The sequence below is a fragment of the Aquirufa sp. ROCK-SH2 genome (genome assembly GCF_054558315.1).
Genome location: NZ_JBPXKB010000001.1, coordinates 762,747 through 789,329, shown reverse-complemented (window position 1 = coordinate 789,329; position 26,583 = coordinate 762,747). Strand labels below are relative to the sequence as shown.

Genomic DNA, 26,583 nt, shown 5'->3' with positions numbered 1-26,583 from the left:
GTTTAATTGGTGAAATAAATGGGTAGTACTTTTTGGTACAAATCAGATGTAAATCTAAAATAATATTTGCCAGTTTGAATAGGACCTAAGTAAATTTCTTTAAAATCACTCTCCCAATCAAATTGGAGTATTTCCTGTCCCAATGAATTCAATAACTTAACATCCACTTTGGTTGATTCATCTCTTTGTAAATGTAATTTTTGACCAATGGAAATGGGATTTGGGTAGATGACAATGCCACCCAAACTTTTCGGCTCTATACTTAAAATTGGATCTATGATAGATAAAGCTCTTTCATAATTGGGAATTCCATAGCCTAAATTGTTATCTGGATTGCTACTCAGAGTGCCAGACTTTCGAATGCCTGTCATGATTTGCTTAGCCGTTTTGTTTGGAAACTTTTCGATTAAACCTGCCGTTAATCCTGCGATGAGGGGTGCCGAAAAAGATGTACCATTTCCTGTTGTTATACTACTTGAAATAGATCCCAAAACTGTGGCTTGCCCCATTGCTGAAACATCAGGTTTAATTCTTTGGTCAAAACTAGGTCCAAATGAACTGAAGCTAGCTTTTGCCCCTTTGCTATCTACTGCACCAACTGCTAAAATATCGAGCGCATCTGCAGGAGAAGAAATGTATTTCCATACTTTTGCTCCTTCGTTTCCAGCACTTATCACACAAATAATTCCTCTTTCAGTTGCCCAATTGGCAGCTAAGGTACTGAGTACCGTTTTACCATCTAGGTTATTGTAGGTATGGCTATAAAAACTATTATCAAAGGTAGAATAACCCAAAGATGAACTGATTATATCTGTTCCAAGGCTATCAGCCCATTCTGCACCTCTTAGCCAATTAACTTCTTCTACTGGAAATTCCGTCAATCCTTCTTCAGTTTGTGCCAGAGCAAAGTTGGCATTGAAAGCAGTTCCAATGAGTTTATCGGGCACATAAGCCGCAATCGTGCTCATTACATTGGTTCCATGACTACCTTCATTATAAACGCTGGTTCTATTTGGACTGGTACAAAGTGTAGCAATAATTCGGTTTTGATCCCTGACATTTTGTAGGTAGGTAACAACATTCGCATTTAAAAACCCTTCATCCAATAAGGTAATGAGCGTATTTTTACCGGTAATTCCGCTCGCATGCATTTTATCAGTGCCCAATTGCGTATTTTGAGTCAAAGAATTTCCATAGGAAATATCTGCCAAAGAACTATTCAATATAGGATTTTTGGGACCAGTCGTCTTATTTCCCGATTTAGCAGTTAAGGAATCCAAGGCATAAGGAAAATACATGCCTTTTACATTTTTATTGCCCAAAATGGTTTTGATTTTATCTGGACTTGTTTGAATTAGTACCGAATTAATCCATTTCAATGGATAGATGATTTTAACCCCCAAAGCAGAAATTTCCTTTATATAGGAATTATTGACAGGCAAATCTTGTTCTATAAAGCTGACATTATTTTTTTTTCTTCTGTCAATCGATTTTTGCGTGACAAAAGCAGAAGGGTTTTGAATAGAAAAAGGAGAATTACTTTTGTCTTTGAATTGAATAAGGTATCTGTAAGTGCCAATTTGAGCATTTGAAAACAGACTGATACCCGAAAAAAGAAAAATAAGAAAGACTCTTTTTAACACAAATAAAATATTTAGGTTGTAAATTAATTAAGATTGACAAGCAATACAATTATTGCGTATTTTTGTAGGTATTCTTTGTACGAATGAAAGCATTTCAACGCGTTTTTTTGATAGTGTTTGCCTTTTGGCTGTTGATCGGTCAAGTGGGATTCGCATTTCAATCGAAAAAATGTTTGATTACAGGAAGCAAAAAATGGAATATCAACAATAATGCCTCTTGCTGCAAAAGAGATGTTGCATTTAAATCAAATAAATCGTTTACCCTTTCTAAGTCGTCTTGCTGTGCGTACAATCAATACGTAATTAAGTTTAATTTTTCGGTTGAAAAGCTGAAATCCTTTGCTTTGAACTTCATTTCAACAGGGTTTTCGAACATTCAATTTTCGTTTTTATGGAAAAAGGACTTTCAAGAAACAGCCAAGATTTTTTGGGGACATTTTTTCCACCCGCCTAGTCATTCTGTTCGTTTAGCCATTTTACAGTCGTATTTAATTTGATTTTAAAGAGAATTTATTGTTCACTTTAAAAAAAATAAATATGAAATCAATCATTCATTATACATTATTGGCTTGTATGTTTCTTGTTTTTGGAGCATCGGGACAAACTATTTCTGGCCGCGTCATGAGTTTAGATGACGCTGGAAACATGGAAGACCTCATCGGGGCATCTGTTTATTTTAGACCTTTGAAATTAGGTGTTTTAACGGATGGAAAAGGTGCATTTCAATTAAATACACAAGGAAAAATAGGTTGGTTGTTGGTCAGTAATCAAGGATTTCAAACAGATTCTGTTTTCGTCGACTCCAACAAGTTTTTGCATATACATTTAAGAGCTAGCAATCAACAATTGCAAGATGTTAAGGTTTTTGCCAAACCTGGAGGGCATGATGAATTTTCCACCATTCATACGGAAATATTAACCATGAAAACCTTAGCGAAAGCAGCTTGTTGTAATTTGTCGGAAAGTTTTGAAACCAATGCCTCTGTATCTGTTAATTTTTCTGATGCGGTAACAGGCGCCAAACAAATTCAATTGCTGGGCTTAGCTGGGACTTACGTTCAAACAAACGTAGAAAATATGCCTTCGGTTCGTGGATTAAAATCGACCTATGGCTTGAATTATTTACCTGGAACCTGGGTTAAATCCATCGATTTGGCGAAGGGGCAAAGTTCGGTTGTCAATGGATACGAATCGATGACAGGTGCGATCAATGTGGAATTGGCAAAGCCTGATACATCGGAAACCTATTTTTTAAATACCTATGCAAATTCGCAAGGTCGATTTGAAATAAATCAACAAGGAGCTCACAAATTTAATTCGAAATTGTCCACTGGAATTTTTACGCATTATTCACAACAAGCGAGCAAAATAGATGGCAATGGAGATGGATTTTTGGATTTGCCCTTATTTCAATTGGTTAATGTTTTGAATCGTTGGAAGTATGCATCAGAACATTGGATGGTTCAATTGGGAGGGAATTATTTGTACGAAAATCGGGTAGGAGGTCAAACAAATTTTGAACCCTCATCTAGTGCAAGATATGCTGTTTATGGCTTTGGAAGTGCAACCTATAGGTTGGAATTATTCTCTAAAATTGCTCGATTGTTTCCTGAAAAGCCTTACAAAGGTTTGGGTTTGATATTATCTAGCGCCCAGCATGTCAATGATTCTTATTTTGCTTATCGAGCTTATCAAGGTCGTGAGCAAAGTTTATATGGAAACTTGATTTATCAATCTATTATCGACAATACCAATCATACGTGGAAGGGAGGGGCTAGTTTTTTATATGATTCCTACCAAGAATCTTATTTAGAAAAAGGCTTTGCCCGAACAGAAATGGTACCAGGAGTTTTCGGAGAATATACTTGGACTATCCCTAATCGATTAACGATGGTTTTGGGGAGTCGTTTAGATTGGCATAATTTATATGGCTTACAATATGTGCCTCGAATTCATGCCAAATGGGATATTGCTTCAAATTGGATTGGTCGAGCTTCTTATGGAAAAGGTTGGAGGAGAGTTAATTACTTGGCTGAAAACATGGGTTTTTTAGTTAATCAAAGGAATTTGCAAATTGATCCTAACGCAAATCCGTTGGAAAAAGCGGAGAATTTTGGTGCTACTTTAACTCATAACTTTACCTTGTTGGGTCGAAATGCCAATTGGGTGGTGGATGTATTTCAAACCAATTTTGAGAACCAATGGATTGTAGATATGGAAAATGCTTCCAGCATATTGATGTATTCGAGTCCCAGTAAATCTTTTGCTACAAGCTGGCAAGCAGAATTTAATTACAGCCCCATAAAGCGATTTGAGTTAAAAGCCGCTTATCGTTACCAAGATGTTCAAGCTGACTACAAAACAGTTGAAGGGCAATTGAGTAGATTGAGCAAGCCATTTGTCAATAGAGATCGGGTTTTGGTTAATTTGGCTTATGCAACGCCATTTGAAATATGGAAATTTGATTTGACTTGGCAGTGGAATGGCGATAGAAGGATTCCTGATGCAAGTCCTGGACATGTACATACAAATACTTCCTCCAGGATTCAAGAGTATGCGCCTCCTTTTTCGACGGTTTATGCGCAGGTAACCAAGCAATTTAAAAAATGGGAAATGTATGTTGGAGCTGAAAATCTTTTTAATTTTACGCAGGCAAATCCAATTCACCATGCACAAAATCCTTTTTCAAGTAATTTTGATGCATCAATGGTTTGGGGACCCATTGTTGGCCGAATGATTTATGTTGGAATGCGTTATAAAATTCAATAAACAATTTAAAAATAGATTCTTATGAAAAAGTTCATTTTAATTTCAGCTATTATTTTAGGTGCTTTCGGAGCGAATTCACAACACGATCATGCTCAAGTGAAGCAAGAGAAAAAAGCAGGTAAAACAGATAAAAAAGAAGTTTACCAGTGTCCAATGAAATGCGAAGGAGATAAAACTTATGCAAAAAAAGGGAAATGTCCTGCATGTACCATGGATTTAAAATTAGTGGTAGCTAAGAAATAATTTAAAAGATACAAAAGATGAAAAAGATCATTTTATTGACCTTGTTATCTATCCCAACCTTGTTGTTGGCAGGTCCAAAGGAAGTTTTAAAGATTAAGACTTCTGCAATTTGCGAGATGTGTAAGGCTAAAATTGAGAAGAATTTAGCTTTAACCAAAGGTGTTAAGAGTGCGAATTTGAATTTAGACGATAAAGTTGTTACTGTCGAATTTAATTCTGATAAAACAAATGCCTTGGCAATTCGTAAAGCTATTGCCGAGGTAGGTTACGATGCAGATGATGTCCCAGCCGATAAAGCGGGTTATGATAAATTGTCTGATTGTTGTAAGAAGAAGTGATTTTTTTTAGGTAAAAGGTAACAGGTAATAGGTAATAGAAAAGAGAAAAGAGAAAAGAGAAAAGAGAAAAGAGAAAAGAGAAAAGAGAAAAGGAACTATTACCTATTACCTATTACCTCTTACCTCTTACCTCTTACCTCTTACCTATTACCTCAAAAATCACATTTTCATCGAAAGCGCAATTCTTTTTCTAGCCTCGTCGATTTCTGTGACAGTTACCATTACTTTTTGTTGGACTTTTACGACCTCGTTGGGGTCTTTGACGAATTTATTGGCTAATTGACTTACATGTACAAGTCCATCTTGGTGAACACCAATGTCAACAAATGCACCAAAATTGGTTATGTTGGTAACGATACCTGGAAGTTTCATGCCAATTCGTAAATCTTTGATTTCATTAACCCCCTCTGTAAACGAAAAGGCTTCGAATTGTTCTCTAGGATCACGTCCTGGCTTAGCCAATTCATTCATGATGTCATTTAAGGTTGGTAAACCAACTTCTTGACTCACATATTGACTCAATTTTATTTGTTTTCGATAAGTATCAGAAGTAAGTAGATCACTCACTTTACAGCCGACATCTTTCGCCATTTTTTCCACTAAATCGTATCTTTCTGGATGAACTGCGCTAGCATCCAAAGGATTGGATGCATTTCGAATTCGTAAAAATGCTGCGGCTTGTTCAAAGGCTTTGTCGCCGAGTCTTGGAATTTTTTTCAATTCAGACCTTTTTTTGAATGGCCCATTTTTACTCCGATAATCAACAATATTTTGCGCTAATTGAGGTCCTAGTCCTGAAATATAGGAAAGGATTTGCTTGGAGGCTGTATTGATTTCAACACCCACAGAATTGACACAAGAGATAACCGTATCATCTAATGATGCTTGTAGTTTTTTCTGATCCACATCATGTTGGTATTGTCCCACACCAATCGATTTCGGGTCGATTTTGACTAATTCCGCCAATGGGTCCATGAGTCTTCTTCCAATGGAAACTGCGCCTCTAACGGTTACATCTTTATCAGGAAACTCTTCTCTAGCCACAGAGGAAGCAGAATAAATGGAAGCTCCGCTTTCGTTGACCATAATGATTTGTACGTTGGGTAGATTTAGCGACTTGACGAAGCTTTCTGTTTCTCTACCCGCGGTGCCATTTCCGATAGCTATGGCTTCTACTTGATACGTTTTTGCCCAATGTTTTAAGGTTTGAGCAGCTTCTTGAGCTTGTCCAGTGCCAGTATGTGGGTAAATGGTGGTGTTTTCGATGAGATTTCCTTGTTCGTTGAGGTAGACTAATTTACAACCTGTTCTGAAACCTGGATCAAGTGCGATGACTCTTTTTTGTCCCAAAGGTGCAGCCAAGAGTAGTTGTCTGATGTTTTCTGCAAAAACTCGAATCGCTTCTTCATCGGCTTTTTTCTTGGCAGCTGCTCTCATTTCTGTCTCCATGGCAGGTTGCAAAAGTCGTTTGTAGCCATCTTTAATTGCTAATTCTACTTGCGCGCAACTTGCATTTCGGCCAGTGATGTACCTATTTTCTAATCTTGCCAAAACTTCATCGTCTGGGCCAATTAAGTTCAAATTCAATACACCTTCGTTTTCACCTCTTAACAGGGCAAGAATCCGGTGTGAGGGAGCGTTGGACAGGGATTCAGACCAATCGAAATAATCTTTGTACTTGATTCCACTTTCTTTTTTATCTTTTTGGACGCTGGATTTTACTTGGGTATGTTTGGCGAATAATTCCCTTGCATCCTCTCGGGCAGGCGCTTGTTCCATCATTTGTTCCGCAATGATGTCGCGTGCCCCCGCTAAAGCTTCTTCTATATTGTTTACACCTTTGTCTAATTGGATAAAAGGTTTTGCTATTTCATGGATGTCGACCATTCTTTGTTGAAAAATCAGGTCGGCTAATTCTTGCAAGCCTTTTTCTCGGGCGATGGTCGCTTTGGTTTTTCTTTTGGGTTTATAGGGTAGGTATAAATCTTCGAGTTTAGCGAGTGTTTCTGCGCCTAAAATTTGTTTTTCAAGTTCTGGACTTAGTTTGTCCATTTCTTTCAAAGATTTCAGGATGGCTTCGCGGCGTTTTTCTAGTTCTATAAATGCCTCCATTAAATCGCGTATTTGTGCGATTTGAACTTCATCTAAACTACCTGTCATTTCTTTTCTGTATCGGGAAATAAAAGGAATAGTCGCTCCCTCTTCCAAAAGAGCGATGGTTTTTCGAACTTGGTTTTCAGTTATTTGTAGGCTATCAGCGAATTTTTTATAGGGGAGGAGCATGGGTAATTATGAGTTATGAATTATGAATTATGAGTTATGAAGTAATTATGAGTTATGAATTATGAGTTATGAGTTAAAGAAGAAGGACAGCTAACTCATAACTTATAATTCATAATTCATAATTCATAACTCATAATTCTTCTGGGAATTCATTGTAAAAATACCCAGCGAATTTCCAGATTTCTTGTATTTCTGTACCTAAAATAGGGTATGGATCAAAAATTTTATTGGTTGATTTAAGGATGAGGACATTTTTTTCGGCTAAGTGGTTCATCACTTTTTTCAAAACAACACCATCTTCTTTGGTTACTACGATGCAAATGGTTCCATCTTTTATTTGTGTCCAATCTTCCACGTATTCCGCAAATACCAATGATCCAGGTCGAAGAGGTAGCATGGAATCTCCTTTGATAGGGAAAACACGGTATTTTCTATCTCTGGATAGAAAAGGAACTTGGAAAGTAGGAAGCTCTTTGATGAAATCAATGTCATCATAGGCATTCGCATAGCCTGCAACAGCTTTAATAGGTACAAATTCAATGTTTTCTTCATTGTCTGGAGAAACCGTTGTAGCTAAAATACGTAGCTTATTAGCTTTGCTTCCGGGAACTTTAGTAGATAAATCTTGTGTGAGCATTTCATCAATTTCTACATTGAAAAACTGGGTAATTGCTATCAAATCGGCATATTTAGGTTCAGCTCTACCTGACTCATAAGAGCCTAAGGTTGGTTTTTTGATTTGTAACAATTCAGCCATTTTTTCTTGGGAAGTTTTCTCCGACATCTTGCTGCGTAAAAAACGTAAATTTTGACTAAAAAATGTGCTCATATTTTTTGATTATGTTATTATTTTGAATAAAATTGTTATTCAATAATTTCTATTTGACTAATCGAAGTTACAAAATGTATTCAAAATAGCCAAATATCTAAAAAAGTTATGCAAAATCGTGCGATTGTCCACATGGACTTAGACAGTTTTTTTGTTTCGGTGGAGCGTTTACGGGATAATCGACTCATGGGTAAGCCTGTGATTGTGGGTGGGATGTCAGATCGTGGGGTGGTGGCGGCTTGTAGTTATGAGACTCGGACCTTTGGCGTTCGATCGGCCATGCCAATGCGGGTTGCGCTGAAACTGTGCCCAGATGCCATTGTTTTGCGTGGCGATTTCGAGGCTTATTCGCAACATTCCGATATGGTGACGCAATTGATTACGGAGCGTGCACCTTTGGTTGAAAAGGCATCTATTGATGAATTTTATTTGGATATGACGGGGATGGAACGCTTTTTGGGGGCTTTTCAGTTTACGGCCGATTTACGTCAAAGGATTCAAAAACAAATCGGCTTGCAAATTTCTTTCGGTTTGTCGGTGAATAAAACGGTTTCCAAAGTGGCCACGAATCATGTAAAGCCTGCTGGGCAATTCATGGTTCCTGCTGGGGAGGAAAAGGCTTTTTTGGCTCCTATGTCGGTTACTAAAATTCCGATGATTGGTGCTGTGACTGCGCAAACCTTGCGAAATATGGGTATTTCTCAGGTGGGTACACTGAGTCAAATGCCTTTGAAAGTGTTGGAGAAGACTTTTGGTAAATCGGGCGTGATGCTTTGGGAAAGGGCCAATGGCATTGATTTAAGACCAGTGGTGCCTTATTATGAGCAAAAATCTTTGTCGAAAGAAATGACCTTTCAGCAAGACACCACAGATATTGATTTTTTACAACGTTTATTAATTCAAATGACAGAGCAATTATCTTTTGATTTACGAAAATTGGGCAATTGTACTTCTTGTGTGACAATTAAGCTGAGGTATTCCAATTTTGATACACATACGCGGCAAATGGCTTTGCCCGCCACAGCCAGTGATCATCGTTTGATACCTGTTGTATTGGAATTGTTCGAAAAGTTATATGATCGACGATTATTGATTCGCTTGATTGGTATTCGATTCTCTAAACTATTGCAAGGTCAAGAGCAATTGAATTTATTTGATGAAGGCGCTAAACTCGCTCCTTTGTACGATGCAATGGATAAAATTAGGACTCGGTATGGGCTTTTTTCTTTAGCGAGAGCAAGCGGGAACTAGTTATTAGGGATTAGTTATTAGTTATTAGGGATTAGTTATTGGAAAATCTTTATAAGACTAATAAATCCTAATAACTAAACACTGAACCTAAACAGTAATAACTAATCCCTAATCCCTAATAACTAATAACTAATAACTAATAACTAATAACTAATAACTAAAATCCGATGCTAAATAATCATTCTTATTACAGTTTACGTTATGGAACGCTTTCACCAGAGCAGATGGTGGAGGTGGCGGTGGCGTATGGCTATAAGGTGCTTGTTTTGACGGATATTCATCGGGTGTCGGGAATTTATGATTTTTTACAGGCTTGTCATTTGCAGGGGATTAGGCCCGTGTTGGGAATGGAATTTCGGCAGGAAGATGACTTACATTTTATTTGTTTGGCTAAAAATCCGGGTGGATTAGAAAAGATCAATGCTTTTGCGACTACTTATTTATTATCCAAAGAGCCTTGGCCGAATCGGCCACCACAATGGGAAGATGTTTGGACGATTTTTCCTTTGAAACGACGTGCGGAGATAGGTCATTTAGGGCAACAAGAGCGTTTTGGGGTGAATGCGGGGGATCGTCATTTTCTCTGGAAAATCAAGCAAAAAGAACAATTGGTTTGGTGTCAAGCCGCCACTTTTATCGATAAAAAAGGTTTTTCCATGCATCGTTTGTTGCGTGCGATTGACAAAAATGTTTTGTTGAGCAAATTACCTGCAAGTGCTCAAGCCAAGGAATATGAACGATGGTATAAGCCAGATGAATTAAACGCATTTTGTTCTGATTTCCCTGAACTATTAGAAGAAGCTGAACGGATTTTGGAAACGTGTTCATTTAGCTTTGAATTTCATTTGTCGAAAAATAGAAAACTCTTTGGGTCAAGTCAGGAAGATGACCAAAATTTGTTGCGCAAATTAGCGACAGAGGGGCTTTCGTATCGTTATTCACGTAGGAATAAGCAAGCGCAAGAGCGACTAGCAAAAGAGTTGAAAGTGATTCATCAGCTGGAGTTTGATGCCTATTTTTTAATAACGTGGGACATTATACGTTATGCCCGTTCGAGGGGCTATTTTCATGTGGGGAGAGGAAGTGGGGCAAATTCCATTGTTGCTTATTGTTTGGGAATTACCGACGTGGATCCCATTGAATTGGATTTGTATTTTGAGCGATTCATCAATGTACATCGAAGTAGTCCACCCGATTTTGATATTGATTTTTCTTGGGATGAGCGGAATGAGATCATTGATTATATTTTTAAACGCTACGGTGCTAAACACGTTTGTTTATTGGCCACCTATGTTACTTTTCGGGATAAGTCGATTTACCGGGAATTGGCCAAGGTTTTTGGTTTACCCAAGGCGGAAGTGGATGCTTGGTTGGAGCCAGATTCTTTGATTCGTAAAGAGGGAGGCGATCAGCTGCATCGGCTCATTGTTAAATATGGTCATTTATTGCTTGATTTTCCTAATTATTTGAGCATTCATGCGGGTGGAATTTTGATTTCAGATGCACCATTGAGTCATTATACGGTATTGGAGCCAATGCCAAAAGGCTTTCCCATTTGCCAATTTGATATGCATGTGGCGGAGGAAATTGGTTTTGCCAAATTTGATATTTTGTCTCAAAGAGGCTTGGGGCATATCAAAGAAGCGGTGGATATTATTCGAAAAAATAGGGGAGTGGATTTGGATATACACCGGGTTCAGGATTTTATGCGCGATGAAAATATTCGTTTGCAATTGGAAATACATGAAACCATGGGCTGTTTTTACATTGAATCGCCCGCCATGCGACAATTGATTAAGAAACTCAATTGCAACAATTATCTAACGCTAGTGGCGGCAAGTTCCATCATTCGTCCAGGCGTGGCTAGTTCTGGCATGATGAAAGCCTATATTGATCGGCATCACGCGCCAGATAGTTATGTGCCAGTGCATCCTTTGATGGGCGAATTAATGTCGGAAACCTATGGGGTTATGGTTTATCAGGAAGATGTGATTAAAGTAGCGCATTATTTTGCGGGTTTGAGCTTGGCTGAAGCCGATGTATTACGCCGAGGGATGTCGGGTAAAAGTCGGTCTAAAAATGAATTTGCTCGTATTCGGGAAGCATTTTTTATTAATTGCGCCGAAAAAGGCTATGACTTGGCTGTGGCCAAAGAAGTTTGGCGACAGATGGAAAGCTTTAGTGGTTATTCGTTTAGTAAGGCGCATTCGGCGAGTTATGCTGTGGAGAGTTACCAAAGTTTGTATTTGAAGACGTATTTTCCGCGCGAGTTTATGGTAGCAGTAATCAATAATTTCGGAGGGTTTTATCGAACGGAATTTTACGTGCATGAAGCGAGGCGATCAGGTGCTTGGGTGGAAGCTCCGGAAATCAATGAAAGTGATTTTCTTACTCGCATAGAGGGTGAAATTGTTTATTTGGGTTGGGTGCATGTAAAAGGATTGGAAAAGCGAGTTATTTCCGATTTGTTAATGCATAGAGAGCAGGGAGGGCCTTTTCGTTCTTGGGATGATTTTGCTCGAAGGGTTTCGGTGGGACTGGAGCAGGCCATTCTTTTGATCCGGATTGGTGCATTTCGGAATTTGGGAGTTTCCAAAAAGCCTTTGTTGTGGGAGGCTCATGCGCGTTTTCATGGTAAAGTGCCTCAATTGGTTTCGATGGATATGTTTGCAGATGATGTGGCAGATATCGGCATTTTACCTGAGTTGTTGCACGATCCCCTTGAGGATGCTTTTGATCAATGGGAATTATTGGGTTTTCCTTTGTGTGATCCTTTTTTATTGCTCAATGAACTCCCTGAAAGCACATTAACAGCAGGTTTCTATGGGGAAAATGGTAGTATTTTAGGTTATTTAGTGACCTTGAAACCGACTCGGACTAAAAATGGAGATCGGATGTATTTTGGTTATTTTTTAGATCAAAAAGGAGAGTTTTTTGATACGGTTCATTTTCCGAGTGATTTAAAGAAGTATTCTTTTCAAGGCTCAGGAGTATATTGGATGTATGGAATCGTCATGGAAGAGCACGGTCATCGTTCCTTGCGCGTCACTATGCTTCGCAAATTAGCTTGGAAGGTAGATCCGAGGTACGGGGAGTGATGTAAGAGGTAATAGGTAAGAGGTAAGAGGTAATAGGTGGCTTCGAGAACCTCAGCCACTGGATATGTTTCTTTTCTCTTTTCTCTCTTCTCTTTTCTTTTATTTTATTTTATCTCTTCTCTTTTCTCTCTTCTCTTTTCTTTTATTACCTTTGTCCTTTCGTGCATTTATGCATTTATTTTTATTCAAATAAATATTTTTTTGTGGAATCAATCGAAAGTTTACCCACCCTTGAAACAGCCAGAAAGTTAGGATTATTGCCAGAGGAATATGATAAAATTCAAGAAATATTAGGTCGTAAGCCTAATTTTACTGAATTGTCTATTTTTTCTGTCATGTGGTCCGAACATTGTAGTTATAAAAATTCAATCGTTTGGTTAAAAACATTACCCAAGGACTCACCGCGTATGTTAGCAAAAGCGGGTGAAGAAAATGCTGGTTTGGTTGATTTGGGAGACGGTTTGGGTTGTGCCTTTAAAATTGAATCGCACAATCACCCTTCTGCATTAGAGCCTTATCAAGGAGCTGCAACGGGTGTTGGAGGTATCAATCGTGATATTTTTACCATGGGAGCCCGTCCAATTGCACAATTGAATTCCTTGCGTTTTGGAAATATTGAATTAGCCAAAACAAAGTGGTTGGTCAAAGGAGTAGTGAAAGGAATTGGCGATTATGGTAATGCATTTGGTATTCCAACAGTGGGTGGTGAAGTGTTTTTTGATGATTGCTATTCTACAAATCCTTTAGTAAATGCATTTTCTGCGGGTATATTAAAGGTTGGAACACAAGCTTCCGCTATTTCTTATGGAGTGGGTAATCCTGTATTTATAGTAGGTTCTGCAACAGGTAAAGATGGTATTGGTGGTGCAAGTTTTGCTTCTGAAGATATCACAGAAAAATCTTCTGAAAAATTACCAGCGGTACAAGTGGGAGATCCTTTCCAAGAAAAATTATTGTTGGAAGCTACTTTGGAAATTATAGAAACAGGTTGTGTAGTTGGTATCCAAGATATGGGGGCAGCAGGAATTATCTGTTCTACTTCTGAAATGTCTGCCAAAGGGGAACATGGAATGATCATTGATCTTTCCAAAGTGCCTACTCGTCAAGCAAACATGAAACCTTTTGAGATCTTATTGTCTGAATCTCAAGAGCGTATGTTAATCGTTGTTGAAAAAGGAAAAGAGTCGATAGCTAAAGCCATTTTTGATAAATGGGATTTAAATTGTGAGCAAATTGGTACAGTAACTGATACCAAGCGTTTGGAATTTTTTCAAGATGGAAAATTAGTTGCTGATGTTCCAGCAGATGATTTAGTCTTAGGCGGTGGTGCTCCAGTGTATCATCGTGAATACAAAGAGCCAGCTTATTTCCAAGAGTTTAAGAAATTTGATATCAATGCAGTACCTGATTTGACTGATTCGGAATTGCCTAAAGTGGTTGATTTCTTAATGAATCATCCAAATATAGCTTCTAAAAAGTGGGTAGCAGAACAATACGATTCTTCGATCGGTCGTGCGAATCGTAACACTAATGCGCCTTCAGATGCTGCGGTAGTGAAAGTACATGGTTCTAATAAATCGATTGTAATTACTGTCGACTGTAATTCAAGATATGTTAATGCGGATCCAGAAGAAGGATGTGCAATGGCAGTTGCAGAGGCTGCTAGAAATATTGTTTGTTCTGGTGGAGTTCCAGTGGCAATCACGAATTGCTTAAATTTTGGTAACCCTTATGTTCCAGAAGTTTATTGGCAGTTTGTTGGGGCTATCAAAGGAATGAAAAAAGCTTGTGAAGCGTTTGAAACTCCAGTTACAGGTGGTAATGTTAGTTTTTACAATCAATCTTCTGATGAAGGTCCTGTTTTTCCAACACCAACCATTGGTATGTTAGGAATTCTTGAAAAAGCAGAAAACAAAATGACCCTTGATTTTAAAAATGAAGGTGATTTGATTTATTTAGTAGGTGAAAGTGTTCAAGATATCGCTTCTTCTGAATTTTTATATTCATACAGAAAAGTAAAAGCTTCTCCAGCTCCTCATTTTGATTTAGCGACTGAACAAAAAGTTCAAAAGGGAATTGCTAGTTTAATCGAAAATAAATTAATTCAATCTGCCCACGATTTATCAGATGGAGGTTTAATGGTTGCATTGATTGAATCTGCGTTTCCAAAGAAATTAGGATTTGAAGTTAATTCCGACTCTAATTTCCGTAAAGATGCGTTCTGGTTTGGTGAAGCGCAAAGTAGAGTTTTAGTTTCTGTTCAAGCAGCGAAAAAAGCTGAGTTTGAAGAAGCTTTGAAAGCACAAAATGTGGCATTTTCAAGTTTAGGAGTGGTTAAAGGATCTGATTTTATCGCAGATGGAAAGGTAGTTTCCAGTTTATCCGATGCTTCTAATTCGTATTTTACAGCTTTAGAAAAAGCTATAGTATAATTTCCTTATGAGCCGTTATCTTTTACAATTTTCGTACGATGGCGGCTCATATCATGGATTTCAAATCCAACCGAATGCAATTACCGTTCAATCTGAATTGGAATTGTACCTCTCTAAATTGTTAAGACATCCCATTGATATAGTGGGTAGTTCCCGTACTGACGCAGGAGTTCATGCGCACGAACAATATGCGCATTTCGATTTTGATGGAGAAATTAAATCTGATTTGGTTTATCGATTGAATAGGATGCTCCCTGCTACTTTGGCTGTTCAAGCTGTTTATCAGGTTTCAGATGATTTTTATGCTCGCTTTGCTGCTTTATCTAGAACCTATGAATATCGTATTTACCAAAAGAAAAATCCATTTTTATTTAAATCGGCGTATTGGTTTGAAGTGGATTTAGACATAGATGCTATGAATGAAGCAGCTGAAATATTGCTGAATCATACTGATTATCAATGTTTTTCAAAGGTTAAAACGGAGGTGTATACATTTGAATGCACCATTTTTTATGCCAAATGGGAAAAAAGAGGAGATGAGTTGATTTTTACCATTCAAGGAAATAGATTTTTGCGAGGCATGGTTAGAGCCATTGTAGGAACTTTATTGGAAATTGGTTTAGGAAAATGGACAAAATCCGATTTACAAGAAATTTTACATTCCAAAAATCGACAAATGGCTGGTAGGGCAGTGCCAGCTCAAGGATTACATCTCATGAAAGTAGAATTTCCTGAAGCTACTTTTTCCTCCAAATGTTCATAATTACATCTAGCAAGGTGGCAGCTGAATTGACTTTTATGGCCTTAGGTTTATAATTAACGCCTTTCAAGTTATACTTGCTGATCCAGATTTCTTTGAAACCTAATTTTTCAGCTTCCGCAATTCGTTGATCAATCCTTGTTACTGATCTTAATTCTCCACCTAAGCCAACTTCTGCCGCAAAGCAAATGGAACTATCAATAATTTTATCTTCATAAGAAGATACAATCGAAAGGCAAGTGGCTAAATCTAATGCTGGATCATCTACACGAATGCCGCCGGTGATATTGACAAATACATCTTGAGTACCTAATTTATAACCTCCTCGTTTTTCTAAAACGGCCAATAGCATATTTAATCTCTTGGCATCATAACCTGTTGCCGTTCTTTGAGAGGTTCCATACGTTGAATTAGTAACCAATGATTGTATTTCAACTAATAAAGGCCTATTTCCTTCTAAAAGTGTCCCAATGGCAATTCCAGAAGAAGCTTCATCTCTTTGTGAAAGTAAAATTTCTGATGGATTTGTCACTGGTCTTAAACCAGATCCTAACATTTCATAAATACCTAATTCAGATGTACTTCCAAATCGGTTTTTAGTAGTTCTTAAAATTCGATAAATCAAATGTCGATCTCCTTCAAATTGTAGCACAGTATCCACCAAATGTTCTAATACTTTTGGACCCGCAATGGAGCCTTCCTTGGTAATATGACCGACTAAAAAAATAGGTGTACCACTTTCTTTCGCGAATCGCATTAATTCTACGGCACATTCTCGAACTTGGGAAACACTGCCCGGGCCCGATTCAATTTTGTCCGAAAATAGGGTTTGAATAGAATCAATTATGACCAAATCAGGTTCTAATTCAACTAAATGCTTGAATATTTGTTGGGTATTTGTTTCTGTTAATAAATAAAGACTTTCGGATTTTGTGCCTAAACGATCGGCTCTTAATTTGATTTGTTGATCCGATTCTTCTCCAGTTACATAAAGTGTTTTAGGGCCTTTTAAAGCCAATGCGACTTGCAATAATAGTGTCGATTTACCTATTCCAGGTTCGCCACCAATTAAAACTAAGCTACCCGGTACAATTCCGCCTCCAAGCACACGATTAAATTCACTGTCTTGGCAAATTAATTTGGGATGATTTTCGAAATTTATTTCATCCAATAATTTTGGCTTGGAACTTGGTTTTACTCCAGTCTTTGTCTTCCAAATTTCAGCAGGATGGGTGCTTACTTCAATCAATTCCTCCACAAAAGTATTCCATTCACCACATGATGGACATTTTCCTAACCATTTAGGAGCAGAATGTCCGCAAGATTGACAAAAAAAAGAAGTTTTAGCTTTAGCCATTTTTAAAATTTAGACTTCAAAATTACGCTTTGATTTGGTTTTTTCTTTTTTTTCGCTCGAAAAAGGATAATTTTACAAGCTAATTGATTTTTGATCGTTATAGAAGCATGAAAAATAAAATAAATATACTCTTTTTGCTTGTTTTTTGTCTTGGGATGAGTCAAAATATGCAAGCGCAGTTCAAAGGCGTAAAAGCCGCAACGGATAGCTTTTTCAGGCTAGGCATTAAAGGCGGTGTCAATTTATCGACACTTAACACTTCTTTATTAAGTAGTGGATTTAATCAATTTTATGTTGAAAATGCTAAAAATCAGACGGGTTATGTGGCAGGGGTTTATGCTCGTTTAGGTAAAAATATTTTTTTAGAGCCTGAATTGTTGTTTTCTGCCAAAGGCGGGACATTTAATGCGACCAATGCAGTTACTGGCGATAAAAAATTGGTTGACATTAATTATACCAATATTGATGTCCCCTTGTTATTAGGTATCAAATTGGGGCATTTACATTTATTAGGCGGACCTGTTGCCTCTTATCAACTATCTGCGAATGAGTCGGTTGATGCCGCTTTTAACAATTATTTAGGTGGGTCCATTGCCAATGGTTTGTCCAAATCTCAATTGGCTTATCAAGTAGGAGCAGGAATAGATTTATTAGGAATTACTTTGGATGTTAAATATGAAGGAAGTTTAACAGACATTGCAAAAGATATTAAAGTGCCTGCAGGTGTGACATTATCACAAAAACCTAGTTTGGTACAAGTAACAGTAGGAATAAAAATTTTATAAAAAGAGGGGGAACCCTGATTAGAATGAAAGAACAAATAGCATCGATTCAAGCAGAAGTAGAGTTGTTTTCTATTTCCAATGAATCAGAATTAGAGTCGTTTAGAATTCAATTTGTCGGTAGAAAAGGTCGTTTAGCCAGTTTATTTGACGAATTAAAAAATGTAGCTGCTGAAGATCGTAGAGAAGTTGGACAAGCATTGAATCAGCTGAAAAATTTAGCTGAAACGAAGTTTACCACTTTTCAAGAGCAATTTGCAGCGAGTCAAGTTAATTACCAAATTCCATCGGATTTGACTCTATCTGGACCTATTTCACAAGGATCTTTACATCCTTTGACTATTGTTCGTGCTAGAATTTTAGAAATTTTTAATCGAATGGGTTTTTCTGTTTCAGATGGACCTGAAATAGAAACCGATTTTTACAATTTCACCGCTTTGAATTTTCCAGCTAATCACCCTGCTAGAGAAATGCAGGATACTTTTTTTATTGAAAAGGGACAAGGCGAAATTCAAGATGATGTTTTATTAAGAACACATACTTCCAATGTTCAAATTCGTTTGATGCAGCATTCTAAGCCTCCGATTCGCTCGATTATGCCAGGTAGAGTTTATCGAAATGAGGCCATCTCAGCTCGTGCACATTGTTTATTTCATCAAGTGGAAGGCTTATATGTGGATAAAAAAGTAAGTTTTAAGGATTTGAAAGATTCATTGTATCATTTCTCCAAAGAAATGTTTGGGAAAGATACAAAAGTTCGTTTCAGACCATCTTATTTTCCTTTTACTGAACCAAGCGCAGAGATGGATATTACTTGTTTAATTTGCAAAGGAGACGGATGTAATGTATGTAAGCATACAGGTTGGGTGGAAATTGCAGGTTCTGGAATGGTTGATCCGAATGTATTGGAAAATGTGGGAATCGATTCTAAAGAATATACAGGATTTGCCTTTGGTATGGGAATTGAACGTATTACAATGTTAAAGTACCAAATTAAAGATCTTCGTTTGTTTACTGAAAATGATGTTCGATTTTTAAGACAATTCAATTAACGATTATTAACAAAATTAGAAAGGATAATTTCTTTTCATCAGCTAATTTAGATTTTTTAAAATTGAACAATATGCAGAATTTCAAACAAGTAAACAACCTGGTCGGTTGGATTGTTTTTTTAGTATCCTTAATCACTTATACCTTAACCGTTGAACCTACTGCCTCATTTTGGGATTGTAGTGAGTTTATTGCTTGTTCTTATAAATTACAAGTTCCACATCCTCCAGGGGCTCCTTTATTCTTATTGTTAGGAAGAGTATTTTCATTATTGGCTTTAGGAGATGTTACCAAAGTTGCATATTGGGTTAATATGCTTTCGGTGGTGACAAGTGCATTTACTATTTTGTTTTTGCATTGGACTATCGTAATGATTGGTAGAAAAGTTATCAATAAGCCATTTAATGAGTTATCCAAAGATCAAAGTATCATTTTACTTTTATCAGGTGCAGTAGGTGCTTTGGTTTATGCATTTTCAGATACATTCTGGTTCTCTGCTGTAGAAGCAGAAGTTTATGCAATGTCATCCTTTTTTACAGCTATTGTAGTTTGGGCAGCGTTCCGTTGGGAATTGGTCGAAAATAGGGCAGAAGCTAATCGTTGGATTTTGTTTATCGCTTATTTGATTGGATTGTCGATTGGAGTCCATTTATTGAATTTGGTTACATTACCAGCCTTGGCTTTATTGTATTATTTTAAAAGAGAAAATAAACCAACCTACAAAGGTGGATTCTTCGCCATGTTTATTGGTTTGGTCATATTAGGAATTGTTAACTCAGGAATCATTCCCGGTTTTCCTTCTTTGGCGTTCAAATTAGAATTGTTTTTTGTTAATTCCCTAGGATTTAGCTACGGAAGTGGAGCGATATTTTTCTTACTTTTATTGGTAGGAGGTATCATATTTGGCATTCGTTATTCGGTTAAAAAGGGCAATGAAATATTGAACGTGGCCATGTATTCTTTGGTCTTTTTATTGATTGGATATTCAACTTATACAGTTGCTTTGGTACGTTCTGGTTATAATCCACCCATCAATGAGAATGATCCAAGTAATATTTTGAACTTCTTGAAGTATTTAAAAAGAGAACAATATGGAGAGCGTTCATTGGTATACGGTCCTGTATATACGGCTCAAATAGAAGAATTTAAACAAGGTGAGCCTGTTTACAAAATGAAAGATGGTAAATACGAAGTGTATACGTATAAGCCAGAGTATGTGTACCAAAAGGATCAACAAATGTTGTTCCCGCGTGTATATAGCAATTCACCTCAGCACGTAGCCTTGTATCAGGAAATGCTAGGAATTCCACCAGGACAAAAACCTAGTTTTAGTGATAATTTACGATTCATGTTTACGCATCAAATGGGTCACATGTATATGCGTTATTTATTATGGAATTTTGTAGGGCGAGAAAGCGATTTTCAAGATGCTTGGGCAATTAATACCTTTGAAGATAAATCTACTTTGCCAGATGCCATTGCTAATAATAAGGCAAGAAATAATTATTATTTCCTTCCTATTTTGCTAGTATTATTGGGATTCTATTTACTTTATTCCAAAAATGAAAAAGATTTTTTAGTTACCATTTTGATGTTTTTACTCACAGGTTTAGCTTTGGTGGTATATCTGAATTCGCCACCAGTTGAACCTAGAGAAAGAGATTATATTTATGTGGGATCTTTTTATTTTATGGCTATTTGGGCTGGATTGGGTGTATTCCAATTGGCAGATTGGTTGAGTAAAATTGTTAAAAATGGATCTGTTAAATGGGCTTTATTAATTGTTTTAGGTTTTTCTGCTCCAGCGATCTTAGCTCAGCAAAACTGGGATGATCATGACCGAAGTGGAAGATATCACCAAATTGACTTTGCAAAGAACTTATTGAATAGTTGTGCACCTAATGCCATATTATTTACGGGAGGAGATAATGATACATTCCCTTTGTGGTATTTGCAAGAGGTGGAAGGATTCAGAACGGATGTTCGCGTATGTAATTTGTCGCTTTTAGGTACAGATTGGTACATCGATCAAATGAAGCGTAAAACGTATCTTTCCGATCCATTGCCTATTAAGTTGAACAAAGATTTATTCTTAGAAGGTATCAACGATCAAATTATGTTCAATGGAAATGATGCGATTAAAGCGATGTCTTTACCTGATTATTTGGAATTGGTTCGTAATAATGATTCCCGTATTCAAGCTCAAACGCAATCAGGAGAAAGTATCAATACATTCCCGTCTGATTCTTTGGTTTTACCAATTAATGCAGCGGAAATTGCTACGAGCAAATGGTTTCCTAAAGAATTTGTTCCTTTTTTATCAGATCGCTTGGGATGGAAATTGCCTGCAAAAAATATTTTTAAAGGTGAATTGATTCAATTAGAAATTATCTCTAATAATGCTTTAGATGGTTGGAAGCGTCCTATTTATTTTGCGTCGACCTTACCAAATGATCAATATTTAGGTTTGAAAGAGAGTATGCAATTGGAAGGTTATGCCTTTAGATTGATGCCATTTAAAATCAACGGTGCCAAGGATGGTTTTGTGAATTCTAAAATTATGGCCGACAATATGTTGAATAAAATGTATTGGAGAGGTTTGGACAACGAAAAAATATATTATCACGGCGATTTTTATTTAGGAATTCCAAGTGTAACTGCTCGTTTAAATACGTATCGTTTGGCTGATCAATTAATCCGTGAAGGAAATAAACCTTTGGCAAAAAAGGTCTTGGATCATTTAGATAAAGTAATGCCTAATAAAGTAATCCCTTATGACCAATTTACTGCTAGTATGGTAGGTTTATATTTGGAATTAAATGATGAGAAAAAAGCCTTGGATATTGCTAATATCATGGTGAAACGCGATTCAAAAGCTTGCGATTATTATTTTTCTGAGGGAATTCGTAGCCATGAAAGAGATATTCAAATTGCATTATATGAAATGAATGTGATCGTTTCTACTTTGAAAGAATCCAAAGTGGCTCCAACGAAATATCAAGAATTGGAAGCTTTGTTTGAAAAGCAAATGAGTAAAACGAATTAGACATAATTGAATGATGTTTATCGACGATTTTGAATTATTAAAAAACAATCCTAGTACCATTTTATTACAAGATGGTCCTAGGATTGTTCTCGTTTGTGGTGATTATCAAGGTCGTGTGATGACAAGTTCTTCACAAGGAATGAATGGATTCAGTTATGGCTGGATAAACCATGATTTAATTCAATCCGGTGAAAAAACACCCCACATGAATGCCTATGGAGGAGAAGAACGTTTTTGGATGGGGCCAGAAGGTGGACAATACAGTATTTATTTTAAATCAGGAGATTCATTTGAGTTTGCTAATTGGCAAACGCCAAGTATCATTGATTCGGAAAATTATCCTGTCGTAAATAAAGAGATTAATAGTATTACTTTCGAAAAAGATTTTTCAATTAGTAATTTTTCGAATACCAATTTTAAAGCTAAAATTGTTAGGAAAATTTCATTGTTAGGCAGTGATCAAGTTGAAAAAAAGTTGGATATCTCTTTATCAAACATCCATTGGGTTGCTTATCAAACCGAAAATTATTTAACCAATATTGGTGAACAAGATTGGAAAAAAGAAAATGGCCTATTATCTATTTGGTTATTGGGAATGCTGAAAGCTTCTGATCAAAATACCATTTTAATTCCTTATAAAATGGGTCAAGAAGCATTTATCAATGATGCTTATTTTGGCAAAATTGATACGAATCGTTTAAAGAAAAAGGATGGAATTTTGTATTTCAAAGCGGATGCAAATTCTCGTGGGAAGTTAGGGATTGCACCTGAAGCTTTGATTCCATTGGCTGGGTCTTTTGATGCTAAAAATGGAATTTTTACTCTTATTCAATTTGACTACCAAGACCATCAGGAATATGTAAATTCTATGTGGGAAATACAAAAAGAACCTTTTAAAGGGGATGTTTTAAATGCCTATAACGATGGTAAAAATGATTTAGGTACTCAAATGGGACAATTTTATGAATTAGAAAGTTCTTCTCCTGCTAAGGAATTAAAGATAGGAGAAAGTCTTGCACATACACAGAGAACTTATCATTTTCAAGGTGATTTCAATCAATTAAATGACATATCAAAGTCTGTTTTAGGGGTGGATTTGACCGTGGCAAAACATATTTTTGATTAATAATTAAACCTATTTAATCTTATTATGCTTATTCTAGTCACTTTAATTGCCATCGTGGGTCTAGTTGTGGCCTTAACCTATTTGAAAATTCCCCCATTTGCAGCATTTTTGGCTGTTAGTATTTTAGCTGGTTTAGCTTTTGGATTGACTGCATCCAATTTGTTTAAAGCGGTACAGTATGGTATATCTAGTACAATGGGCAGTATCGCTGCTATTCTCGCTTTTGGTTCTATCTTAGGGAAATGGATCGGATTGAGTGGTGCAGCTCAGAACGTTACTTCTTCATTGTTGAAGTTTTCAGGACCTAATTTTGCCCGTGTCGCCTTTATGATTGCTGGTTTTCTAGTGGGTTTACCATTGTTTTACTCGGTTGCTTTTATGTTATTGGCGCCCTTGGTCATTACAGCTTCCGCTAAATTAAAACAGCCTGCTACCTTTTTAGCATTACCCATGTTAGCATCTTTGACGGTTACTCAAGGCTATTTACCTCCTCATCCTGCTCCTTTAGCTATCATGCAAGAATTTGGTGCTGATTTTGGGAAAACTTTGTTCTATGGAATCATTATCGCTATTCCTGCCATTTTAATTTCTGGTTTACTCTTTGGTCGCACTACTAAAAACATTCTTACGGAACCGAATCAATCTTTCATTTATGAGGATTCAACAAAACACCATTCAGATTTTTCAGTTTCGGTTTCATTAAGTTATTTCCTGATTTTATTACCCATTTTATTATTAAGTTTTGGGACTTTTTGCCAAACGATATTTCCATTATTATCTGAATATTTAAGTAATCCCGTTTTTTCCTTATTAATTGCTTTACTTACGACATGGTTGATTTTATTGCTTAAAGGATTTGATAAGTCGATATTAACTCAATACGCTGCTGATGCAATTAAAGATGTTGCAGGCATTATGTTGATTTTCGCTGGTGCAGGAGCATTGAAACAAATTTTGGTTGTAGGGGGTGTAAGTCAATATATTGCTACTGCGCTCGGGCAATCATCTTTCAATATTTATTTTTTAGGATGGAGTATGGCGGCGATTATCCGCGTATGTGTAGGTTCTTCTACAGTAGCGGGAATTACAGCTGCAGGGTTTATGAAAGTGTTATTGGTACAATCCCATGCTGATCCTAATTTGTTGGTCTTGGCCTTGGGAGCGGGAAGTATGATGTTTTCCCATGTTAATGATACGGGTTTCTGGCTTTTTAGAGAGTATTTTCAATTGAATTTGAAGGATACTTTGCGCTCATGGACCACAATGGATACCTTAGTTTCCATTACGGGATTATTAGGAGTTTTGACTTTGGAATGTATTTTATTTTAAATAAAACAGCGTTTCCCAATCATTGATTGAAAAACGCTGTGAAATTTTTGTTTAGATATCCTAACTAAACATATCTCTTACTTTATGGAAAAATCCTTTTTCAGATTTTCCTGGTTGCGGAGCAAAATTTGGTGAATCTCTTAATTTTTCTAGAATTTCAGTTTCTTCTTTTGATACAGTCTTTGGTGTCCAAATATTAACGTGTACCAATTGATCCCCCGTATGATAACCATTCAATTCTTTGATTCCTTTACCCTTTAATCTTAGGATTTTACCACTTTGTGTTCCTGCTTCTATGGTTATTTTTGCTTTTCCACCAATGGTTGGAACTTCTACAGATGTCCCAAGTGCTGCATCGACAAAACTGATGTATAAATCAAAAATGACATTGTTGCCATCTCTGTGCAAAACTTCATGTTCTTCTTCTTCAATAACAATTAAAAGGTCTCCTGCAATTCCACCTCTTGGAGGAACATTTCCTTTACCAGACATGGATAATTGCATATCATTGGATACACCTGCTGGAATTTTGATTGGGATGATTTCTTCTTCTAATACTCTACCTTCTCCAAAACAAGCATCACATTTGGCACCTACACTCTTTCCTTCTCCGTTACATGTTGGACATGTCGATGAAGTAACCATTTGTCCAAGCATGGTTTGCTGTACTCTTCGAACCTGTCCAGAACCTTGACAAGTGCCACAGGTTTTCAGATCTGTTCCGTTTTTGGAACCATTTCCAGAACATGTTTTACAAGCTACATGGCGTTTTACTTTGATTTTCTTTTCAACACCATTGGCTATTTCTTCCAGGTTTAATTTAAGTTTAATTCTTAAATCTGTTCCTTTTCTTTGCCTTCTTCCACCACCTGAACGACCTCCACCTCCAAACATATTGCCAAATGGACTTTCGTCACCGAAAATATCTCCAAAGTTAGAGAAGATATCTTCCATGTTCATACCTTGACCACTGAAACCACCTCCGCCAGCAGCACCACCCATTCCCGCATGTCCGAAACGGTCATATTGAGCTTTCTTTTGAGCATTACTCAATACCTCATAGGCCTCTGCAGCTTCTTTGAATTTATCCTCGGCTTCTTTGTTATCTGGATTTTTATCCGGATGGTATTTGATGGCCAACTTTCGATAGGCCTTCTTTATTTCCTCTTCTGAAGCTGATTTTGATACTCCTAATACTTCGTAATAATCCCTTTTTTGAGCCATTTTTATATTAATTTCCTACCACCACTTTTGCATAGCGGATTACTTTTTCATTTAGTTTATATCCTTTCTCGATTACTTCAATCACTTTTCCTTTGTCTGCTTCCGTTGGAGCTTGGAATTGAGTGATGCAGTCATGTAAATCGGCATCAAATATTTCACCTTTAGCTTCTAATTCTTTTAAGCCTTTTGCTTGCAATGCAGATGTAATTTGTGAGAAAATCAATTGTATGCCTTCCGAAATTTCACCTTCTGGCGCATTGGCCAAGGCTCTTTCATAATTGTCTAATGCAGGTAAAAGTTCTTTGATAACACCTTCAGAAGCTGTTTGAATCAATTCAATTTTTTCTTTAGCTGTTCTTTTTCTGAAATTTTCAAAGTCAGAATACAATCGAAGATATTTTTCTTTCATATCTGCTAACTCATCCACTGGAGTTTCATTTGCATTGTTTTCTGATGAAGTGTTTTCTGTTGATTCTTCAGGGTTTTGAGAATCATTTTTAATTTCTTCGTCCTTTACGCTCGTATTTTCTTTCTTTTTCATAAGGCAAAATTAATAAGGCTTATCCGTAACACAAATTCAGCGCCAAAAACAATTTTCTGACAGTTTGACATAATAATGCGAATTAAGAGTCAAAATATCTGATTTTCATTTCTCTAATTACCGCTTTTGGCTTCGGCTCCGCTCAGCCAACACTATTTCTTCTTTTTTCAAACTCATCAATGAACTTTTGGTTAATCCCAACGAAAGATTTGAACGTAGCGGTAGGCGGAGCTTTGACAATGCGCATGTGTGATGTGCGTCAGGGTCAAAGAAAATAGCCGAGAGCGAAGCTAAAATCGGTCAGCCGACAGGCTGATTCGTCTTGGATTAACTTGTAATAAAAAAGTTTTTTTGTTTCTTTTTTTTCAAAAAAAGAAATACCGTAGAAAAAGAATTAGCCAGAAAATTGCATTGTTGGCTAGAAAAAAGATAATTAAATTTGATTTAGCCACAATTTTTGAAAAGGATCCGGAATTTTAGTT

19 protein-coding genes are annotated in these 26,583 nt (G+C 36.8%); 13 read left to right on the top strand and 6 right to left on the bottom strand.

Annotated elements, in window-relative coordinates:
• Nucleotides 1-2: 2 nt before the first annotated feature.
• Nucleotides 3-1,643 carry a S8 family serine peptidase gene (locus V7S79_RS03420; RefSeq protein ID WP_459489151.1) on the bottom strand — a complete coding sequence of 547 codons (1,641 nt, stop codon included), beginning with the start codon at nucleotides 1,641-1,643 and terminating at the stop codon, nucleotides 3-5.
• 83 nt (nucleotides 1,644-1,726) lie between these two features.
• On the opposite strand from V7S79_RS03420, the gene V7S79_RS03415 reads away from it, so the two are divergent.
• Genes V7S79_RS03415 through V7S79_RS03400 form a run of 4 tightly spaced genes read left to right on the top strand, consistent with a single transcriptional unit; the run spans nucleotide 1,727 to nucleotide 4,993 of the window.
• Nucleotides 1,727-2,140, top strand: coding sequence for a hypothetical protein (locus V7S79_RS03415; protein ID WP_459489150.1), 414 nt, complete (start codon nucleotides 1,727-1,729; stop codon nucleotides 2,138-2,140).
• Between the two features lie 40 nt (nucleotides 2,141-2,180).
• A complete protein-coding gene (locus V7S79_RS03410; RefSeq protein ID WP_459489149.1) occupies nucleotides 2,181-4,412 on the top strand; it encodes a TonB-dependent receptor in 2,232 nt (743 codons plus the stop codon).
• A gap of 21 nt (nucleotides 4,413-4,433) precedes the next feature.
• A complete protein-coding gene (locus V7S79_RS03405; RefSeq protein ID WP_459489148.1) occupies nucleotides 4,434-4,655 on the top strand; it encodes a heavy metal-binding domain-containing protein in 222 nt (73 codons plus the stop codon).
• 17 nt (nucleotides 4,656-4,672) lie between these two features.
• Nucleotides 4,673-4,993 carry a heavy-metal-associated domain-containing protein gene (locus V7S79_RS03400; protein WP_459489147.1) on the top strand — a complete coding sequence of 107 codons (321 nt, stop codon included), beginning with the start codon at nucleotides 4,673-4,675 and terminating at the stop codon, nucleotides 4,991-4,993.
• Between the two features lie 159 nt (nucleotides 4,994-5,152).
• On the opposite strand, the gene V7S79_RS03395 is transcribed toward V7S79_RS03400, so the two are convergent.
• Entirely contained in the window at nucleotides 5,153-7,276 is a 2,124-nt protein-coding gene (locus V7S79_RS03395; protein ID WP_459489146.1) for a Tex family protein, read from the bottom strand.
• Between the two features lie 130 nt (nucleotides 7,277-7,406).
• A complete protein-coding gene (locus V7S79_RS03390; protein ID WP_459489145.1) occupies nucleotides 7,407-8,105 on the bottom strand; it encodes an XRE family transcriptional regulator in 699 nt (232 codons plus the stop codon).
• A gap of 108 nt (nucleotides 8,106-8,213) precedes the next feature.
• On the opposite strand from V7S79_RS03390, the gene dinB reads away from it, so the two are divergent.
• The 4 genes from dinB to truA all read left to right on the top strand — a co-directional run bounded on the left by dinB (nucleotide 8,214) and on the right by truA (nucleotide 15,649).
• Complete coding sequence (gene dinB, locus V7S79_RS03385) at nucleotides 8,214-9,356, top strand: DNA polymerase IV (RefSeq protein ID WP_459489144.1); 1,143 nt, start codon at nucleotides 8,214-8,216, stop codon at nucleotides 9,354-9,356.
• A gap of 167 nt (nucleotides 9,357-9,523) precedes the next feature.
• Nucleotides 9,524-12,454: a DNA polymerase III subunit alpha gene (locus V7S79_RS03380; RefSeq protein WP_459489143.1), complete on the top strand. Its 2,931-nt coding sequence runs from the start codon at nucleotides 9,524-9,526 to the stop codon at nucleotides 12,452-12,454.
• A 203-nt stretch (nucleotides 12,455-12,657) separates the two neighbouring features.
• Entirely contained in the window at nucleotides 12,658-14,886 is a 2,229-nt protein-coding gene (gene purL / locus V7S79_RS03375) for a phosphoribosylformylglycinamidine synthase subunit PurL (protein WP_459489142.1), read from the top strand.
• A 7-nt stretch (nucleotides 14,887-14,893) separates the two neighbouring features.
• Nucleotides 14,894-15,649 (top strand): tRNA pseudouridine(38-40) synthase TruA, encoded by a 756-nt coding sequence (truA, locus tag V7S79_RS03370; protein ID WP_459489141.1) that lies wholly within the window; start codon nucleotides 14,894-14,896, stop codon nucleotides 15,647-15,649.
• On the opposite strand, the gene radA is transcribed toward truA, so the two are convergent.
• A complete protein-coding gene (gene radA, locus V7S79_RS03365) occupies nucleotides 15,624-17,003 on the bottom strand; it encodes a DNA repair protein RadA (RefSeq protein WP_459489140.1) in 1,380 nt (459 codons plus the stop codon). The two genes, truA and radA, sit on opposite strands and share 26 nt — an antisense overlap.
• A 107-nt stretch (nucleotides 17,004-17,110) precedes the next feature.
• On the opposite strand from radA, the gene V7S79_RS03360 reads away from it, so the two are divergent.
• The 5 genes from V7S79_RS03360 (at nucleotide 17,111) to V7S79_RS03340 (ending at nucleotide 24,336) form a co-directional block, all read left to right on the top strand.
• Entirely contained in the window at nucleotides 17,111-17,788 is a 678-nt protein-coding gene (locus tag V7S79_RS03360; protein WP_459489139.1) for a porin family protein, read from the top strand.
• Nucleotides 17,789-17,811: 23 nt separating this feature from the next.
• Nucleotides 17,812-18,837 (top strand): phenylalanine--tRNA ligase subunit alpha, encoded by a 1,026-nt coding sequence (gene pheS / locus V7S79_RS03355; protein WP_459489138.1) that lies wholly within the window; start codon nucleotides 17,812-17,814, stop codon nucleotides 18,835-18,837.
• A 71-nt stretch (nucleotides 18,838-18,908) separates the two neighbouring features.
• Nucleotides 18,909-21,881 carry a glycosyltransferase family 117 protein gene (locus tag V7S79_RS03350; protein ID WP_459489137.1) on the top strand — a complete coding sequence of 991 codons (2,973 nt, stop codon included), beginning with the start codon at nucleotides 18,909-18,911 and terminating at the stop codon, nucleotides 21,879-21,881.
• Between the two features lie 10 nt (nucleotides 21,882-21,891).
• Complete coding sequence (locus tag V7S79_RS03345) at nucleotides 21,892-23,007, top strand: DUF6786 family protein (RefSeq protein ID WP_459489136.1); 1,116 nt, start codon at nucleotides 21,892-21,894, stop codon at nucleotides 23,005-23,007.
• A 24-nt stretch (nucleotides 23,008-23,031) separates the two neighbouring features.
• Complete coding sequence (locus tag V7S79_RS03340; protein WP_459489135.1) at nucleotides 23,032-24,336, top strand: GntT/GntP/DsdX family permease; 1,305 nt, start codon at nucleotides 23,032-23,034, stop codon at nucleotides 24,334-24,336.
• A 60-nt stretch (nucleotides 24,337-24,396) separates the two neighbouring features.
• Here V7S79_RS03340 and dnaJ read toward each other — a convergent pair whose 3' ends face one another.
• Both dnaJ and V7S79_RS03330 read right to left on the bottom strand, forming a co-directional pair.
• A complete protein-coding gene (gene dnaJ, locus V7S79_RS03335) occupies nucleotides 24,397-25,560 on the bottom strand; it encodes a molecular chaperone DnaJ (RefSeq protein WP_459489134.1) in 1,164 nt (387 codons plus the stop codon).
• A gap of 7 nt (nucleotides 25,561-25,567) precedes the next feature.
• The gene (locus tag V7S79_RS03330) at nucleotides 25,568-26,101 is read right to left on the bottom strand and encodes a nucleotide exchange factor GrpE (RefSeq protein ID WP_459489133.1); all 534 of its coding nucleotides are present in this window, start codon (nucleotides 26,099-26,101) and stop codon (nucleotides 25,568-25,570) included.
• Between the last annotated feature and the right edge of the window lie 482 nt (nucleotides 26,102-26,583).